Source organism: Sphingobacterium sp. B29 (genome assembly GCF_001952815.1).
Lineage (GTDB): Bacteria > Bacteroidota > Bacteroidia > Sphingobacteriales > Sphingobacteriaceae > Sphingobacterium > Sphingobacterium siyangense.
The window spans coordinates 5,295,269-5,313,709 of the sequence record NZ_CP019158.1 but is presented as its reverse complement, the minus strand read 5'-3'; the positions used below and the strand labels follow the sequence as shown (position 1 = coordinate 5,313,709).

Genomic DNA, 18,441 nt, shown 5'->3' with positions numbered 1-18,441 from the left:
GGATTTTCTTAGCTATTACGAAGTTTTATAATGTATGATTAGAAAGATCATTTTAGGTACGTATTGTTTTCTTAGTTTAATTTTATTTGTCTTTCCGACAAGTGCCCAGCAGCCTATGGACGAAATCAATGGGCTACTGGATCGTTGGCACAAAACTTCGGGTGAGGTAAAGTATGGTCCATTTTTGAATGTTATTGCTTCAGATGGAGTTATTTTGGGTACTGATCATGATGAAAGGTGGGATAAAGCCCATGCAGAGAAGTTCAGCGATCAATATTTCAATCCCAAAAATGCCTGGACTTACACCTATGACAAGCGGCATATCAGCTTTAATGCCGATAGCACGACGGCCTGGTTTGATGAAACGTTTAAGATCAATACCAAGTCCTTTCGTGGCGTGGGCGTATTAAGTAAGCAGGACAATGAATGGAAGCTTCGTCAATACAGCATGTCCATGTCGGCACCTTATGCGGATGTGAAAGCGGCCGTAGGTGGAAAGGCAGGTCAGAAAATTCACAGTAACCTGTTATTGGTGATGGTGCTGTTTTTCTTTATGGCCATGTTATTTGTGCTGAGTCAACGCCTCAAGATCTCTTACCCCATTCTGTTGGTTGTTGGCGGACTTGTGATCTCGTTGATCCCCGGGGCACCTGTCATAAGTGTTGATCCTGATATCGTGTTTATGGTATTTTTGCCACCCTTACTTTTTGAAGCAGCCTGGTATACCAATTGGGGGAATTTTCTAAAGTGGCGACGGTCTATTTTTATCATGGGCTTTGGTTTGGTCTTCTTCACATCGCTGGCGATTGCCTACTTTTCGGTCAGTATTATTCCGGGATTTACCTTGGCGCTGGGCTTTTTACTGGGTGGGATTATCTCTCCTCCAGATGCCGTGGCTGCTAGTTCTGTCCTGAAAGGAGTAAGTATTCCTAAACGTGGAATTGCGATATTGGAAGGGGAAAGCCTGGTGAATGATGCAGCCTCATTGACGGTATTTAGATTTGCATCCATTGCGATTCTTACTGGCCAGTTTGTGATGAGCAATGCGACGACGCAGTTTCTGATGTTATCGGTCATGGGTGTTGTCGTTGGTCTGGTCATCGGTCACATCCTCTATATATTCCTACGTTATGTTGCTAAGTCGTCGAGTATTTCAACACCCATAACCCTTATTGCACCTTACCTGATGTATATTGTTGCGGAGCATTTTGAGTGGTCGGGGGTCTTGGCCGTGGTTAGTGGCGGATTGTTTCTTTCCTTCCGGGCAGGGGATTACCTCAACTATCATACACGGATCCAAACCAAAGAAGTGTGGGCGACAGTGGGTTTTCTCTTAAATGGATTTGTCTTTATCCTCATTGGACTTGAACTCCCGGTGATCATCAATGGTTTGGGGGAATACTCCATGGAGGAAGCTATTGATTATGCATTGGCGATTTGTGTAATTGTTATTGTTTTGCGATTAATCGCCGTTTATCTTTCGGCTTTTGTTCCCAGGATATTATTCAAACGGGTCCGCATCAAGGAAAAGAGTCCAGGGTGGAAATTACCCCTGGTCGTTGGTTGGGCCGGTATGCGCGGAGTGGTTTCTTTGGCATCAGCATTGGCAATACCATTGACTTTATATGATGGAACGGCCTTCCCACACCGAAATCTGATTTTGTTCATTACGTTTGTGGTGATTTTAGTGACGCTTGTTTTTCAGGGGCTTACATTGCCTTTGTTGATTAAATTGATAAAAATTGAAGAGGTCGATGAGCAAGCTTCAATGGAGGAGCAAATCGATGAGATTCGGGTACGTCTTGGTAAAGAATCTATTGCGTATCTGGATAAACATTACGCAAAGGAAATGCTGGAGCATGAGACAATTGCCCGTGTTAAAGAGCAGATCATCCGGAGTGTAAATGCATCCGAACGAGCGAAAGAGGAGGATACACGTGCGCAGCTTTCTGCAGTAAGGGGGCTCTATAATAAAATTATGTTGGAACTTTTGGCGCTACGTCGTGACGGCCTGTACAAGATCAAGGAAAGCAAGGCCTTTGACAGTGATGTTATTAAAGAGATCGAGTATTCCCTGGATTTGGAAGAATCGCGTTTGTCGCGCAAGTAGTTGTTTATAAGTGAGTAAATCTCAGTTTTTTTGCACTGCGAAACCTAGCTCCAGTGTTGCAAAAAATAGTGCGCCGTTGTTGTAAGAAATAGCGTGTAGAGGTGCAAAAAATAGCGAATTTAGCTTATAATGCTAAATTCGCTATTTTTCCTTTATCACCCACTAAAAATATCGCTTGGCCTTTTTTTGCCTTTTGTACGGCATTGAAGCTTTCCTTTCCGATAGGCGTCCAGTTTTTTCCGCCGTCATTAGAGAGGTCTGTACCCGAGGTTCCCGTGCTGATCAGCTGTTTTTTTGAAAGGTAAATAACGGCCGACTTAAAGCCATCGGGAGCTGTTTCTGGCGCAAACCATGTTTTACCGCCATCGTTGGTTAACAGGCTATTTTTGTCTTTGTTTTTATCCTCTTTGTAATCGCCACCGACTACAATACCAGTTTTCGACGAGTAAAATGCAACGGAAAAAGGACCGGTGCTATTTTTCCCCTGAATGATGGGGCAGCTGTAACGTTGCCATGTGTCCCCCTGATCTTTGCTGCTGTAGATATTGGCTGCTGTTCCACCGGTGGCAATCCAGTATGTCCCTTTATTATCGCAGTAGATGGAGGTTCCACTGGCCGCAAAACCGGCCTCTCCTTCGGTAATTGTAAAGTGCATATTCGCGGATATATCTTTCCAGGACCTTCCGAAATCGATGCTTTTTAATAGTGGCATTTTCCCCTGAATGGCGTCGCCAAAGGCAATACCGATCCCTTTTGGTGTAAAAGCAAAACCGTCATAAAATATTTCGGGCCGCTTATCTATGAATACTTCTTTCCAGCTTCGACCGCCGTCATGGGTACTTAAGATGATGGCCGGGGAACCTGCCGAAATAATTAAGGCTTCGTTCTCATCAAATGCTTCGATATCCCTAAAATCTGTTTTTTCGTAGCCAATTGGATTTACCCACTGCCAGTTTTTTCCAGCATCGGTGCTGAGCCCGACGGTACCATTGCTTCCGCTTACCCATACAGTTGTATCATCGACTACACTTAGGCCTCTGTAGCTGCTGTTGCGTTCTTGATTTACGATGTTGATTTTTGCTTGTTGAGCACTCAGCTGGCTCAATAAGAAGGTTTGGATAATAAAGACCAGAAATAAAGGTTTCATGTGGTTATGCTTTTTATTTAAACAAATCTACTCGTCTTTTTGAAATTTTTCCCTGTTTTTTTAAGATTGTTTTGCGGAGCTGAAGAAATCCAACGGTCATTTTCCGTGGTGATTTAAAATAAGGAATGCTCAGTACGACCAACAGCGCGATGCAGGCGGAAGTGCCGAGGGCTCCGCCATAACCAGTAAAAAATTTACTGGTATTGAGCAGTATTGTCGTGAAAATAGCGCCAGCTAGAGCCAAACCGAAATAGGTTGATAACTGGTTTTTGGAGACCATGCCTATAAATGACGCGCCTATAAAAATAGGGGGAATGTACTGTGCGAGATGAGGAGGAACACTTTGTGGGAAGAAATGTAGAAAACCTGCAACAAGTAAGGTCAGCAATGCCGATGAACGCACTGCCCCTTGGTGAAACTTGGTGTTGACATAGTATGTCGCCGTGCTCCCGATGATGCCAACTAGGTATAAAATGAATGTTTCCATATTACTTAAAAATATATAAAAGGAGGTAAGTCAGTGAAACACCAAGAAAGGCCAATGTGCCTAGTTTACCGCCGACACCATTTAATAAACTTTTCGATACAATCAGAAAGATCGCTGTAAAAATACTCGCTGCTAAAATAAAAGAGAACCCATGAGCCACTTGCGCATTGGACATTCCTACAAATGCGCCGCAATAAATTGCTGCTGGAAGGTGGGGCAGATAAGTCGAATTTTTGTTGATATTTGGAATGAAAGAGGCTATGGTACCTGTCAGCGCTGCCCCCAATACAGGACCCAAACCGAAGATCTGATTGAAATAGTAGGATGAAATCGCACCTATAGGTACCCAAATAGCAATTTTAATCGATTCATATTCATGCCTGTGATGATGAATGGGCGATTTAAGGTAACTGTATAAGATCAGTAAGGACAATAGGCCAATAAAAGCCAATACAATATAAGAATGTGTATTTTCTACAAAGATGGCCACTAAAAAAAGGGCCTGAATGACGAATAATAAGCAGATGCTTATTATCCTAAATTTCTGCCGGGCTTGCATTTAAACAAATTTAGGCAAAGGTACTGATTATTTGTCTATTCTATTGGTAGATTTTCTTTTTATCAATATGGGATCAAGAACAATCTGTTCGATGGCATCGTACGGATTTTTTTGTTTGACCATTTTCAGAAAGAGTTTTGCACATTCTTCCCCCATTTTGTTGGCCTGTTGATCAATACTTGACAGTGTAGGGCTGATAAAAGAAGAAAAGGTCTGGTTTGCAAAACCGATCACTCCTGTTGCTGGAATGGCAATATTTGCAGTTTTTAATGCCTGAATAATCCCGACAGCTGTAAAGTCATCACCACCAATAAAGGCGTCCGGTTGGATTGCAGATTTTAGAATCTGTTTAGTTCCTTTGATGCCGGCTTCAATGGATAAGTCGCCGCGAATGATAAAGTCTTCCCGTGGGGAAATCTGCGCATCTTTTAAGGCCGCTTCGAAACCATGGAAACGATCCTGGAAAATAGCGATTTCTTTGTCCGTTGTGATAAAGGCAATGTTTTTGTAGCCCTGTTCGAGCAGGTGCTGTGTTGCAAGGTAGCCGGCTCTAAAATCGTCAAGTTTGACCACAGGAGCAGGAATATCTTTATGGGTACGGTCAAAAATAACCAGGCATTTGCGCTGATTGATCACTTCCTGAAAATGCTGGGTTTCTTGCGTCTCCAGCGACAACGAAGCAATGATGCCGTCTACCTGAGCTTCAAGTAAGGTCTTCACGCCATTGACTTCATCTTCAAACGATTCATTCGATTGATAAAGCAATAGGCTGTAGTTGTGTTTTTTTAACTCTTTTTCAATGCTATGTACGGCTTCTGCAAAAAAATGAATTTGCATAGTAGGAACAATGACACCGATGGTATTGGACTTGCCCGAGGAGAGAGAAGAGGCCAACTTATTGACGCTGTAATTCAATTCCTTTGCTTTGTCGAGCACCAGCTTTCGTGTCGCCTCGCTGATCGTAGGCACATTATTCAATGCGCGCGATACGGTAGAGACTGTCACTCCAAGCGCACGGGCTATATCATAAATTGTCGTTTTTTTATTCACGCTCCAAAGTAAATAATTTTATTTAATATTTTGATAATTCAGAAACATACCCTACTTTTATGCAACCGGTTGCAATATTGGGCCGATGTTGTTTTTTATAACCAATTTGAATTGATTACCATGTATTTATTAGGTATAGACGTAGGTACTTCTTCTGTGAAAGTTTCGATTGTCGAGGCATCTTCACAACGTAAGGTTTGCTCGGTGCAATATCCGGATGTAGAAGCTCCCATAATTACTTTGGAGCCCAATTGGGCAGAACAGAACCCGCTCGATTGGTGGGACTACTTTAAACAGGCTCTGTTGAAGGCAAACGGGCTGGGCCTGTATGACCCCAAAGCAATTTCGGCCATTGGCATTGCATACCAGATGCACGGCTTAGTTGTGGTCGATAAAGATCAGCATGTGCTGCGAAATGCCATTATCTGGTGCGACAGCAGGGCTGTTGAATTGGGAAATATCGCTTTTGAAGAAATCGGAAGGTCTTTTAATCTGAGTCATCATCTGAATTCCCCGGGTAATTTCACAGCGTCAAAGTTGGCCTGGGTAAAAGCAAACGAGCCGGAAATTTATGAAAAAATAGATAAGATCATGTTGCCGGGGGATTTCATCGCCATGAAACTTTCGGGGCAGGTGACGACTTCCATTTCAGCCCTATCTGAGGGGATATTCTGGGATTTCAAGGATAATGTATTGTCGCGTACGATTATGGATTATTATGGCTTTGATGATCATCTTATTCCTGAGATCTTACCTGTGTTTTCAACGCATGGTCAAATTAAAGCCGCTGTTGCTGAAGAACTTGGGCTTTCTGGTACAGTGACCATCAATTATAAAGCCGGCGACCAGCCTAACAATGCACTTTCGCTGAATGTCCTTCAACCTGGTGAAGTTGCTGCGACCGCAGGTACTTCCGGGGTGATCTATGGCGTCAGCGACAAGCTGATCGCCGACCGCGAATCGCGTGTAAATACATTTGCTCATGTGAATTATCAGGAGAATGATATCCGTACAGGTGTACTGCTCTGTATCAATGGAACAGGCATTATGAATAGCTGGGGTAGACGTTTGTTGGGAAGCGATTTGTCTTACGAACAGATTAACGCCCAGGCTGGCGCATCTCCTATCGGTAGCAAAGGATTGCAGGTTATCCCATTTGGCAACGGTGCCGAGCGGATGCTCAACAATCAAACGGTTGGAGCTTCAATTTCAGCGATAGATTTGAATAGGCATGAGACAAGCGATATACTGCGTGCTATACAGGAAGGGATTGCATATGCTTTTCGCTATGGTTTGGATATCATGCGCGAAAACAATCTGTATCCAAATATGATTCGTGCAGGTTATGCAAATTTATTCTTGAGCGCTGTTTTCAGGGAGTCATTTGTGGGAGCCACTGACGTTCCAGTTGAAATCTTTAATCATGATGGCAGTATTGGAGCCGCTCTTGGAGCAGGTATAGGAAGTGGGTATTATGCAGATTTTAAAGAAGCTTTTCGGTCTTTGAAACCTGTGTATACAGTGGAACCTCAATTTGTAGCGCAATATGAGGAGCATTATCAGCAATGGAAGGAATTATTAAACAAACAAATAAATAGTAAATAAGATGAATATTATCAAAGGGAAAAAAGAATTTTTTAAAGGCGTTGGCCAAATTCAATTCGAAGGAAAGGACAGTACAAATCCATTGGCTTTCCGTTATTATAATCCAAAACAAATTGTTGGCGGCAAAACCATGGAAGAGTACTTTAAATTTGCCTGTTCGTACTGGCATTCTTTCAATGGTAACGGATCTGATCCATTTGGCGGACCGACACATCAATTTCCATGGGATGAAAGCAACGATGTAATCACAAGGGCAAAAGATAAAATGGATGCGGCATTCGAATTTATCAGTAAAATAAATATACCCTACTATTGCTTCCATGATGTGGACTTAGTTGATTATTCGGATAATGTGGTTGAAAATGAAAAACGTCTGTCGACTATCGTTGATTATGCGAAGGAAAAACAACAGGAAAGCGGTATAAAATTGCTTTGGGGAACAGCCAATCTTTTTAGCCATAAACGCTACATGAATGGAGCAGCAACTAATCCAGATTTTCATGTTCTTGCACATGGTGGCGCACAGGTCAAGGCAGCCTTGGACGCAACGATTGCTCTTGGTGGTGAAAATTATGTGTTCTGGGGTGGTAGAGAGGGGTATATGAGTCTTTTAAATACCAATATGAAGCGTGAGCAGGAACATCTTGCCCAGTTTTTACACATGGCCAAGGATTATGCCCGCAAAAATGGTTTTAAAGGAACTTTCTTTATAGAGCCGAAACCATGTGAGCCTACAAAACATCAATACGATTATGATGCGGCTACCGTGCTGGGCTTCCTGCGCCAGTATAATCTTTTGGAAGATTTTAAATTAAATTTAGAGGTAAACCATGCGACATTGGCCGGACATACGTTCCAGCATGAGCTACAGGTTGCTGTAGATGCAGGTAAATTGGGCTCCATTGATGCTAACCGCGGTGATTATCAAAATGGATGGGATACAGATCAATTTCCGAATGATATCAATGAATTGACCGAAGCCATGTTGATTATTTTAGAAGGTGGTGGATTCCAAGGTGGAGGTGTGAATTTTGATGCCAAAATCCGTCGGAACTCGACAGATCCTGAAGATTTGTTTTATGCACATATCGGTGGTATGGATCTTTTTGCGCGCGCGCTTATTACGGCAGATCGTATCTTGCAAGACTCGGATTACAAAAAAATACGGGCCGATCGTTATGCTTCTTTTGATACAGGCCATGGTGCGTCATTTGAAGAACGGACATTGACCCTGGAGAACTTAAGGGATTTAGCAGTGGAATTAGGTGAGCCGAAAACGATTAGTGGTAAACAGGAGTATTTAGAAAATTTGGTCAATAGATATATATAGTTCTAAAAATATTTCTATATTAGGCGATCAAATTAAACCAATTACCAATACATGAATAATTATTTAAGCACAAAAGATTACATCGTTTTCCTGGTATACTTTGTTATTGTAGCAGGTTACGGATTATGGGTGTATTATCGCAAAAAATCTGAATCTGTAGGTTCCAAAGACTATTTTTTGGCTGAGGGGTCATTGACTTGGTGGGCTATCGGAGCTTCACTTATTGCGTCCAATATTTCGGCCGAGCAATTTATCGGTATGAGCGGTTCCGGATTTAAGATGGGATTGGCTATTGCGACTTACGAGTGGATGGCTGCCATTACACTGATTGTCGTTGCGGTATTTTTTATCCCGGTATACTTAAAGAACAAGATCTTTACGATGCCACAGTTTCTCCATAAACGATATAATGGGACTGTTGCGATGATCATGGCCGTTTTCTGGTTATTGTTGTATGTTGTCGTTAATTTGACATCCATCCTCTATTTGGGAGCCATTGCGGTAAGTAGTATTTCCGGTATCAGTCTGGATGCCTGTATGTATGCCATTGCGATTTTTGCTGTGATCATTACATTGGGAGGAATGAAAGTAATCGGTTATACGGATATTATTCAGGTTTTCTTTTTGGTATTGGGTGGTTTGGCTACCACTTACCTAGCCTTGAATCTCGTTTCAGAGCACTATGGTGGCTCAGGAGTATTGGAAGGCTATCACTTGATGACCGAAAAAGCTTCCGACCACTTCCATATGATTTTGGATCGTAAAAATGAGAACTATCTCGATTTACCGGGGTTAACTGTGTTGATTGGCGGTATGTGGATCGTTAATTTGAATTACTGGGGGTGTAATCAATACATCACGCAACGCGCGCTTGGAGCAGATTTGAAAACCGCGAGAAACGGTATCTTGTTTGCAGCATTTCTGAAGTTATTAATGCCTATCATTGTTGTGTTGCCGGGTATTGCAGCCTATGTAATGTGGAAAGATGGCTTGTTCCAAAATGAAATGATGCAACATGGTGAGGTAAACCCTGACCACGCTTATCCAGTTTTGTTGAATTTATTGCCAGCAGGTTTAAAAGGCTTGTCTTTTGCAGCACTAACAGCTGCAGTGGTCGCTTCTTTGGCAGGTAAAGCAAACAGTATCGCTACAATCTTCTCCTTGGATATTTATAAAAAAGTATTCAATACAGAAGCATCGGACAAGAAATTGGTCAATATCGGCAAGCTAACTGTTGTGGTTGCCATGATTTTGGGTGTGCTGATTGCTCCACATTTGGGTATTGATAAAAAAGGTGGATTCCAATATATTCAAGAATATACGGGTTTTGTATCTCCAGGTATTTTTGCGATGTTCATTTTAGGATTCTTCTGGAAGAAAGCAACTTCAAATGCAGCTTTGTTTGCAACAATTGGTGGTTTTATTTTCTCCATCATCTTCAAGAAATTGCCGGATTGGGTCGATCTGTCATTCTTGTCATCGACAGGTTTCTCCGTTCCAAATCCAACAACAGGAGTCTACGAAATTCCATTTTTGGATAGAATGGGATTCGTCTTCATCATCTGTATTATCGGTATGATTCTCATCAGTATAGTCGACAATAAGCGCGGTGTCGTGCAGCTGGATTGGAAGTTGATACCACGATGTTTAAACCACACCGGGCGTTTTTGGTCATTGCATTGATCGTAGCGCTATTGGTTACAGCATTATATTCTATTTATTGGTAAACCAATAGCAAATAAGATTTTAAAAACTCCTATCAATCTCGGTTGATGGGAGTTTTTTGTTTGTTTTAAAAATACCTATCTTGTTTTACTAAAACCATTGCTTAACGAAAGATTGCTTAACGAAAGATTGCTGCTATGAAAAGAAGATCCCCCTTGCTACTGATGACGCTGTTTGGATTGCTCACTACCTGTACGCCGATGATGAGTTCCGCTCAGCGTACACAGAAACCACCTTTACATGGAAAACATTGGATGGCTATTACGGGCAAACCCTTGGCGGCAACAGCGGGTGCCCAGCTATTCCAACAAGGGGGAAATGCGGTGGACGCTGCTTGTGCAATGCTCGCAGCAACCTGTACGATGTGGGATGTACTGAGTTGGGGCGGAGAGACGCAGGCCTTAATTTATCATCCGAAACTAAAGAAGGTCATTGCGATAAATGCCTTGGGGGTAGCACCCAGTGGAGCGACAGTCGATTTTTTTAGATCAAAGGGCTACGAATTTCCACCAGAATATGGTCCCCTTGCTGCTGTCACACCGGGTACACCCGGCGGTTTGTGCTATATGTTGGCTCATTATGGAACGAAAAGTCTAGCAGAAGTATTAGCTCCTGCTCTTGAAATGGCTGCAGGGTACCCGATTGATGCGCAAACTGCAACGAGTATTGAACGTGGCAAAGAGCGCATTAAAGAATGGCCATACAGTAAAAAGGTGTTTTTAGTACATGATGGTAAATCCTGGGAAGCTCCCGAAGCCGGAGAGGTTTTTGTACAGCAGGATCTGCATAAGACCCTATCCAAATTGATAGAGGCCGAAAAGCAGGCTCTTGCAGCGGGTAAAGATCGAAAGGCTGCAATCATGGCTGCTTATGATCGGTTTTACACCGGCGATATTGCAGATGAATTTGTCCGTGGCAGTAAGGAGCAAGGAGGCTTAATCACGAAAGCAGACCTAGCCAATTGGAAACCTATTGAGGAGGAACCATTGCATGTCAATTATAAGGGCATAGATGTGTATAAATTACAAGAATGGACACAGGGACCGGCCATGCTGCAGAGTTTGCAGTTGCTGAAAAACTTCGATCTAAAGGCAATGGGTTATAATTCGGCTCCCTATATCCATACACTCTATCAAGTTATGAACTTGGCCTTTGCCGATCGGGATTTTTATTACGGTGATCCTTACGGTAAACCTAAGACACCTATTCAAGGTCTTTTACATGAGTCCTATGCCAAGGCGAGGGCCGCAACCATTGATCTTAAGCAAAATAACCCAAATGTACTTCCCGGAGACCCTTATCCCTACGAAGGTAAGCAGAATCCGTATCTTTCGTTACTGGAGCAGCGTAAGAAAGAGTTTACGCCACATACGGAGCTGAAAAATGATTTTGTTCCTAAACATGACGCACGCTCAAGTTCGTCGCTAACGGAATTGCCAAAAACAGCTTTTTTGGCATCTTTAACGGTGGATAGTGCTTATGTCGACCGTTTATTGCGGGGAACCACAAGCGTTGAAGCTGCGGATGAAGAAGGTTGGGTTGTTTCGATCACACCGAGTGGTGGTTGGCTCCCTGCCTGTATCGCCGGGAATACCGGGGTGGGCATGAGCCAACGTTTGCAGAGTTTTGTCTTAGATTCGTTGATTAACCCGTTCAATGTGGTCGAGCCGGGGAAAAGACCGCGTGTAACGCTTACGCCTTCGATGGCTTTGAAAAACGGAAAACCTTACCTTTCTTTTGCTGTGCAGGGAGGAGATACACAGGATCAAAACCTATTGCAGTTTTTCTTGAATATGGTCGAGTTTGGTATGACGCCACAACAAGCCAGCGAGGCGGCCAATATCAACAGTAACCAGCTTTGGCTATCGCTGGGAGGAACGAAGACCGATGATCGAAAACCGCGCTCAGGTAGCCTTCTATTGGATAAAAATACAGCACCAGCAATTATTGAACAATTAAAGAAAATGGGGTATAGCATACAGCTCGGTGATCGTACCAGTGGACCTATAAATGCTATTTATTTCGACCAGCAGCACCATACACTTTGGGGTGGCAGCAGCAACAATGGGGAGGACTATGGCATCGGGTGGTAGTGTCTCATTAGCTTGCTGCTGGGTTTTGGTTTTGTTATCTCCATGGTATTTGTTATCTTACCTACTGATCGGAAACTGATTTTTGTTATGGAGGGTAGTGTCAATAAATATTCGTTTGTTTTTCAGCCTGATGAAGCTGGTATTGTCTTGGTAGATGGCTTAAAACGGCGACTACGTGCATCGTTAGCCGAACTGTTTCCCGACAAAAACAAAGGCTGGTATCCCAGTTGCAATTCCAAAGCCCATGTAACGATATGTGCTTTTGAAGCAGATGGGAGTAAACTGACAATGGCTATTGAGGCTTTGCAGGAGACTTTGGTCTATGAGCGGAGTCAGTATGTTTATTTTGATCATTTTTCATCATTCGCCGGTGGTGCGTACTATATTGCACCGACTGTACATGCCCGGAGTTATCTCAAGGACCGGGCGCGAAAGGTTGTTCAAACTTTAGCGGAGTTTGATTTGATCGAGATTAGCGACGAACCCCATATTTCGATTGGACGACGTCTGGAACCAGAACAGCTTGAAATTGCAAAAGAACAGTTGCGGTCTGTCGACCTGAGCTTTATGTGCAAGGGCGTTCATGTGCGGCAGTTTAAACCTGATTTAGGGCAGTACGAGATCATCGATTTCATCCAATTTGGCAACCAATCAAAGGAAAATTCTGGCCAGCTGGCATTTAAATTCTAATAATATCGCGGTTTAATTGCCTAATAATGTAAAGCTTTTTATCTTTAAGGCCGACAATAGACGATATTGCACTTATAGTACTTTATGCATTACGACGAATCTCATCATAAATCCCTATCTGATATCCATGAAAGTGTAGATGTCAATCAAGGGAAATCCAAATTTAAGAAGATACTTAGTTTCTTTGGTCCGGCTTATCTCATTAGTGTGGGGTATATGGATCCGGGTAACTGGGCTACCGATCTTGCTGGAGGAAGCCAATTTGGGTACACCCTGATTTGGGTGCTGTTGATGAGTAATATCATGGCGCTAGTGCTACAGAATCTATGTGCCCGTCTAGGTATTGTACGCGGTAAAGACCTTGCGCAGTGTAACAGGGAGACCTATCCTAAACGAATGAATTTTGTGCTCTATGTACTTGCTGAAATTGCAATAGCAGCCTGTGACCTGGCGGAGGTTTTGGGTATGGCAATCGGTCTTAACCTCCTTTTCGGCATTGATCTGCTCTGGGGGGTAATGATCAGTTTTGCAGATACCTTCTTATTGCTCTATCTTCAGAAGCTGGGGATGCGGAAAATGGAACTTTTTATCATTGGCCTGATTGCGCTTATCGGCATGTGTTTCATGGTAGAAATGTTTTTGGCGAAACCGGATTTTGCCGAGGTGGCCACTGGGTTTATACCCAGTATCCCGAATAGTGCCGCACTATATATTGCTATAGGCATTATAGGTGCAACCGTCATGCCACATAATCTATATTTGCACTCGGCTCTTGTGCAGACACGGAAGATTGACCGGAATGAGGTTTCGATCCGAAAATCGCTCAAGTATAACTTTTGGGATAGCGCCATTGCTTTGAACCTGGCCTTTTTGGTAAATGCCGCGATATTGATTCTTGCAGCCTCTGTTTTTCATAAAAACGGTATGCATGACGTTGCCGAACTTGAAGATGCTTATCACCTATTGGGCAATCTTCTTGGAACGGAATGGGCCTCAAAATTGTTTGCTGTTGCCTTGATTCTTGCCGGACAGAGCTCAACGGTGACGGGAACCCTAGCCGGTCAGATTGTGATGGAGGGATACCTTCGATTGCGGATTAGTCCGACTTTGCGAAGGATTATAACCCGGCTTTTGGCGATTATCCCGGCTGTATTGGTGATACTTATTTCGGGTGAAGGTCGCGTTGGACAGCTGCTGATCTTTAGTCAGGTGATCTTGAGTATGCAGCTCGCTTTTGCCGTCATACCGTTGATCCATTTTGTGAGCGATAAAGTCAAGATGGGTTCTTTTGCCATTAAACCGCTAACAAAAATTGCGGCCTGGCTGATAGCGGCCATTATCGCTGTTTTGAATTTTAAATTGGTCTACGACGAAGTGGTCGGCTGGATTGGTGAAGCCGATAATATTGTGGTAACGGTATTATTGCTGATGGGGGCGATGGGCTTATTCGTCTTGCTTATCATGACTGTATTATACCCCATTTTACTCAAATCGAAACCAACGGAGCTGGAGGTTCACCCACCATTTGAGGCATTGCATTTTGAACATAAGGGCTCTTTTAAGAAAGTTGTGATTGCGTTAGATTTCTCAAATTCAGATCAGAAAGTAATCCAATATGCTTTACAGTTGTCGCATGACGACACGACCTTTGTCGTTGTACATATTGTTGAGAGTGCATCGGTGAAATATACCGGGGAGTCGACGGATGATTACGAATCGCGTCAGGATTTGGAACGGCTGAAATTGTATGCTGATTTTCTATTGTCGCAAGGACATCAAACTGAATATGAACTGGGATACAATAACCGGATCAAGAGTATTGCAGAAGTATGTGAAAAATACGGTGCCGATCTGCTGGTTGTTGGAAGCCATGGGCACAGTGGTGTGAAGGATTTTGTTTTTGGTGAGACCGTTAACAAGCTGCGACATGCGGTGAAAGTCCCTGTTTTTATCGCCCAATAGGCCTTAAGGAGCTATTCGAAAGAGCCTCTGTCTATTCACTGTAATTTTATTGCTGAAAAAGTGAGCGGAGCGATCGCTAAGTGCTAAATAATTCTTATTTTTGCGACATCAAATCAAGATATGAGCGACGCTATTAAACACGAGTGCGGAATCGCACTAATTCGCCTGTTAAAACCCTTATCTTATTATCAGGAAAAATATGGTACGCCATTTTATGGCATCAACAAATTGTACCTATTAATGGAAAAACAGCATAACCGTGGACAAGACGGGGCTGGAATTGCAACCATTAAATTTGATGTAAAACCTGGAAATCGTTACATTTCGCGTTACAGAGCAATGGGCTCAACTGCTGTGGCAGACATATTCGAATATGTACAGAAAAAATTTGCTTCTGTTCAGAAAGCATTTCCGGAGGAGTCAAAAGATACGCAATGGTTAAAAGATAACGTAAGTTTTACGGGAGAAGTACTTTTAGGACATTTGCGCTATGGAACGCATGGAAAGAACAGCATCGAAAGCTGTCACCCATTTTTAAGACAAAACAATTGGATGTCTCGTAATTTGGTGGTAGCGGGTAACTTCAACATGACCAATGTGGACGAATTGTTGCAACAGTTATATGAGTTGGGACAACATCCAAAGGAAAAAGCGGACACCGTAACCGTTTTGGAAAAAATTGGCCATTTCTTAGATGATGAGAACCAAGATCTTTTCGATCAATTCAAAAAAGAAGGTCATTCTAATATTGAGATCAGCTCGCTGATTGCTAAAAATATTGATGTTACCAAAATATTGAAGCGTTCGGCCAAAACTTGGGATGGCGGTTACACCATCGCAGGTATCTTTGGTCATGGTGATGCTTTTGTTATGCGCGATCCAGCGGGTATCCGTCCGGCGTTTTATTATCAGGATGAGGAAATCCTGGTTGTAGCATCGGAAAGACCGGTTATCCAAACTGCATTCAATATTCCAATTGGTGCTGTGAAGGAAATTAAACCAGGCCATGCCCTGATCGCCAAAAAAGATGGTACAGTATCCCAAGAGATGTTTAGACAACCCGTAGAACAACGTTCTTGTTCTTTCGAGCGTATTTACTTCTCACGTGGATCAGATGCTGATATCTATCAAGAACGTAAAGAATTGGGTAGATTACTGGTACCTCAGGTATTGGAATCTGTTAAAAATAATATCAAAAATACCGTATTCTCGTTTATTCCAAATACAGCTGAAGTATCTTACTATGGCTTAATGGATGGTATCAATACCTATGTTCGGGATTTTCAAAAAGATACTTTATTGAATCGCTCAGAAAAAATTTCTGATGAAGAATTGGATGAGATCTTGAGTATTAAACCTCGTTTTGAAAAACTTAACGTGAAGGACGCTAAACTACGTACGTTCATTACGCAAGATGCGGACCGTACAGACATGGTACAGCACGTATACGATACAACTTACGGTATTGTAAAGGATCACGAAGATACGATCGTTGCCATTGATGACTCGATTGTTAGGGGAACAACATTGAAACAAAGTATTTTAACGATCCTGGATCGTTTGAATCCGAAAAAAATCGTGATTGTTTCATCTGCGCCTCAGATCCGTTACCCAGATTGTTATGGTATCGATATGTCACGTATGGGTGAGTTTGTCGCTTTCGAAGCCGCAATTAATCTCCTAAAACAACGTGGTATGGCACATATTATCGATGAAGTTTATCAAAAATGTGTGTTATCAATGACTCAGGATGTTAATGATATCGATAATTATGTCAAAGCGATCTACGCACCTTTTACTGATGAAGAGATCTCGGAAGAAATCGCCCGAATCGTAAGACCTCACCACCTGAAAGCAGAGCTTGAAGTAGTTTATCAGACTTTGGATAATTTACACAAAGCTTGTCCAGATCATAAGGGTGATTGGTATTTCTCCGGTGATTACCCAACACCTGGTGGAAACAAGGTTGTCAATAAAGCTTATATGAACTGGATTGAAGGAAAGAATGTAAGAGCATATTTCAGCAGCTAAGTTCAAAATTATAATAGGAAGGGATGCATTTATGCATCCCTTTTTTTTTATATTCGTACCAATTAATTTCAATATCCTAAATTAAAAAACCGATTAAAGCAAGGGAAATTACTGTCCGTAAATAAATCTATCATGAAGCATATTTTTAAGAGCCTCTATTTTCAAGTCATCGTGGGTATACTTATGGGGATCATCTGTGGTATCTATTACCCCGATTTTGCTGTTAAGCTAAAACCATTAGGAGATGCTTTTATTAAACTGATCAAGATGGTTATTGCGCCATTGATTTTTAGCTCCATTGTGATCGGGATAGCGGGCATGCAGGATACAAAAAAAGTGGGGAAAATCGGTTTAACCTCCATTATCTATTTCGAGATCATGACAACGATTGCCCTGATTATCGGTTTGGTCTTTGTTAATTGGATACAGCCGGGTACTGGCATGAACGCCGATCCAGCTAGTCTTGATGTATCTTCGGTATCTCATTATATTTCAGAATCCAAAGAGCCACATAGTTTTATGGATTTTATCATCGGGATCATTCCAGGTAATGTGATAGCTGCGGTAGCGTCGGACAACATGTTGCAGGTACTCGTTTTTGCAGTGCTATTTGGGATCGGTATGACAAAAATAGGGCAGAAAGCTTCTGAGCCTGTGCTCAATGTATTGCAATCTTTTCTGAAGGTTCTCTTCTCCATTATCAAAATGATCATGTACCTGGCTCCAATCGGGGCAATGGGAGCAATGGGTTTTACGATCGGTAAGTTTGGAATCCAGGCCTTATCTAAACTCGGTATGCTGATGTTGAGCTTCTACCTGACCTGTTTTATCTTCGTGATCATCGTGATTGGGGCCGTATTGTATTTTTATCTCAAGGTGAATGTTTTTAAGTTTTTAAAATATATCAAAGAAGAGATTTTAATCGTTTTGGGGACTTCCTCATCCGAGTCGGCGTTGCCGGGCATTATGCAGAAGATGGAAGATGCGGGCTGTGCTAAACCTGTTGTGGGTTTAGTGATCCCCACGGGTTATTCTTTCAATCTGGATGGGACAAGTATCTATCTGACTATGGCAGCGGTCTTTATTTCGCAGGCCCTCAATATGCATCTCAGTCTGGAGCAGGAAATTACCTTATTGCTGGTATTGCTATTGACCTCCAAAGGTGCTGCAGGCGTAACAGGAAGTGGTTTCGTTACCCTTGCTGCGACTTTGCCTGTAGTTGGCCATGTACCGGTAGAATCTGTCGCTTTGATCTTTGGTGTGGATCGTTTTATGAGTGAAGCAAGGGCGATAACCAATTTGATCGGAAATTCAGCGGCAACGCTGGTGATTTCAAAATATGAAGATAGTTTGGACGAGGAGCTCCTACATGAAAAGTTAGGTTCTAAGCGATGATATCCGCAATCAAAAGCTATGATAAAAGAAGCTTGGCTCCAACAAAGAAAATGTTTGAAAAGTCAGCTCAAACCGTTTAAGAATAGCTGATAAGGTTCTGTGAGCGAAATAGAAGATTATATCTCCTATTACAATAATCAACGGATAAAACTAAATTTAAATGGAATGAGCCCGACAGAATATCGAGCTCATTATTACAAATCTAATTAACTAAATTTGTCCAATCTTTTGGGGGCAGTCCAATTTTGGATAGCCCA

Annotated in this window: 13 protein-coding genes and 1 pseudogene; 10 read left to right on the top strand and 4 right to left on the bottom strand. The window is 42.4% G+C overall.

Translation table 11 applies throughout. The features are described 5' to 3' along the window. The first annotated feature begins 34 nt into the window (after window positions 1-34). Complete coding sequence (locus BV902_RS22755) at window positions 35-2,110, top strand: Na+/H+ antiporter (RefSeq protein ID WP_145329712.1); 2,076 nt, start codon at window positions 35-37, stop codon at window positions 2,108-2,110. Between the two features lie 124 nt (window positions 2,111-2,234). On the opposite strand, the gene BV902_RS22750 is transcribed toward BV902_RS22755, so the two are convergent. The 4 genes from BV902_RS22750 to BV902_RS22735 all read right to left on the bottom strand — a co-directional run bounded on the left by BV902_RS22750 (window position 2,235) and on the right by BV902_RS22735 (window position 5,353). Continuing rightward, window positions 2,235-3,257 (bottom strand): WD40/YVTN/BNR-like repeat-containing protein, encoded by a 1,023-nt coding sequence (locus BV902_RS22750; RefSeq protein WP_075993911.1) that lies wholly within the window; start codon window positions 3,255-3,257, stop codon window positions 2,235-2,237. 13 nt (window positions 3,258-3,270) lie between these two features. Further along, window positions 3,271-3,744 (bottom strand): hypothetical protein, encoded by a 474-nt coding sequence (locus BV902_RS22745; protein ID WP_075993910.1) that lies wholly within the window; start codon window positions 3,742-3,744, stop codon window positions 3,271-3,273. Window position 3,745: 1 nt separating this feature from the next. Beyond that, a complete protein-coding gene (locus tag BV902_RS22740) occupies window positions 3,746-4,234 on the bottom strand; it encodes a hypothetical protein (protein ID WP_232475594.1) in 489 nt (162 codons plus the stop codon). 96 nt (window positions 4,235-4,330) lie between these two features. After that, on the bottom strand, window positions 4,331-5,353 hold the full coding sequence (locus tag BV902_RS22735) for a LacI family DNA-binding transcriptional regulator (protein WP_075993908.1): 1,023 nt from the start codon (window positions 5,351-5,353) through the stop codon (window positions 4,331-4,333). A 120-nt stretch (window positions 5,354-5,473) separates the two neighbouring features. Here BV902_RS22735 and BV902_RS22730 point away from each other — a divergent pair, with 120 nt between their 5' ends. From BV902_RS22730 to BV902_RS28790, 9 genes and pseudogenes are all read left to right on the top strand, one after another. Continuing rightward, window positions 5,474-6,958, top strand: coding sequence for a xylulokinase (locus tag BV902_RS22730; protein WP_075994940.1), 1,485 nt, complete (start codon window positions 5,474-5,476; stop codon window positions 6,956-6,958). A 1-nt stretch (window position 6,959) separates the two neighbouring features. Beyond that, entirely contained in the window at window positions 6,960-8,288 is a 1,329-nt protein-coding gene (xylA, locus tag BV902_RS22725) for a xylose isomerase (RefSeq protein ID WP_075993907.1), read from the top strand. Window positions 8,289-8,339: 51 nt separating this feature from the next. Further along, window positions 8,340-10,015 (top strand): annotated as a pseudogene (locus BV902_RS22720) (sodium/sugar symporter). 135 nt (window positions 10,016-10,150) lie between these two features. Further along, a complete protein-coding gene (locus BV902_RS22715; RefSeq protein ID WP_075993906.1) occupies window positions 10,151-12,106 on the top strand; it encodes a gamma-glutamyltransferase family protein in 1,956 nt (651 codons plus the stop codon). 42 nt (window positions 12,107-12,148) lie between these two features. Next, complete coding sequence (locus BV902_RS22710) at window positions 12,149-12,796, top strand: 2'-5' RNA ligase family protein (protein ID WP_075993905.1); 648 nt, start codon at window positions 12,149-12,151, stop codon at window positions 12,794-12,796. Between the two features lie 84 nt (window positions 12,797-12,880). Continuing rightward, a complete protein-coding gene (locus BV902_RS22705) occupies window positions 12,881-14,758 on the top strand; it encodes an Nramp family divalent metal transporter (RefSeq protein WP_075993904.1) in 1,878 nt (625 codons plus the stop codon). A 120-nt stretch (window positions 14,759-14,878) separates the two neighbouring features. Further along, window positions 14,879-16,789, top strand: coding sequence for a class II glutamine amidotransferase (locus BV902_RS22700; RefSeq protein WP_070563684.1), 1,911 nt, complete (start codon window positions 14,879-14,881; stop codon window positions 16,787-16,789). 132 nt (window positions 16,790-16,921) lie between these two features. Continuing rightward, entirely contained in the window at window positions 16,922-18,184 is a 1,263-nt protein-coding gene (gene dctA, locus BV902_RS22695; protein WP_075993903.1) for a C4-dicarboxylate transporter DctA, read from the top strand. 99 nt (window positions 18,185-18,283) lie between these two features. Beyond that, complete coding sequence (locus BV902_RS28790; RefSeq protein WP_083295844.1) at window positions 18,284-18,394, top strand: IS3 family transposase; 111 nt, start codon at window positions 18,284-18,286, stop codon at window positions 18,392-18,394. The last annotated feature ends 47 nt before the right edge of the window (window positions 18,395-18,441 follow it).

Bases quoted from the DNA above. Each gene is read 5' to 3' on its own strand.
- BV902_RS22755 (WP_145329712.1), top strand. From the start codon at position 35: ATGATTAGAAAGATCATTTTAGGTACGTATTGTTTTCTTAGTTTAATT.
- BV902_RS22750 (WP_075993911.1), bottom strand. From the start codon at position 3,257: ATGAAACCTTTATTTCTGGTCTTTATTATCCAAACCTTCTTATTGAGC.
- BV902_RS22745 (WP_075993910.1), bottom strand. From the start codon at position 3,744: ATGGAAACATTCATTTTATACCTAGTTGGCATCATCGGGAGCACGGCG.
- BV902_RS22730 (WP_075994940.1), top strand. From the start codon at position 5,474: ATGTATTTATTAGGTATAGACGTAGGTACTTCTTCTGTGAAAGTTTCG.
- xylA (WP_075993907.1), top strand. From the start codon at position 6,960: ATGAATATTATCAAAGGGAAAAAAGAATTTTTTAAAGGCGTTGGCCAA.
- BV902_RS22715 (WP_075993906.1), top strand. From the start codon at position 10,151: ATGAAAAGAAGATCCCCCTTGCTACTGATGACGCTGTTTGGATTGCTC.
- BV902_RS22710 (WP_075993905.1), top strand. From the start codon at position 12,149: ATGGTATTTGTTATCTTACCTACTGATCGGAAACTGATTTTTGTTATG.
- BV902_RS22705 (WP_075993904.1), top strand. From the start codon at position 12,881: ATGCATTACGACGAATCTCATCATAAATCCCTATCTGATATCCATGAA.
- BV902_RS22700 (WP_070563684.1), top strand. From the start codon at position 14,879: ATGAGCGACGCTATTAAACACGAGTGCGGAATCGCACTAATTCGCCTG.
- dctA (WP_075993903.1), top strand. From the start codon at position 16,922: ATGAAGCATATTTTTAAGAGCCTCTATTTTCAAGTCATCGTGGGTATA.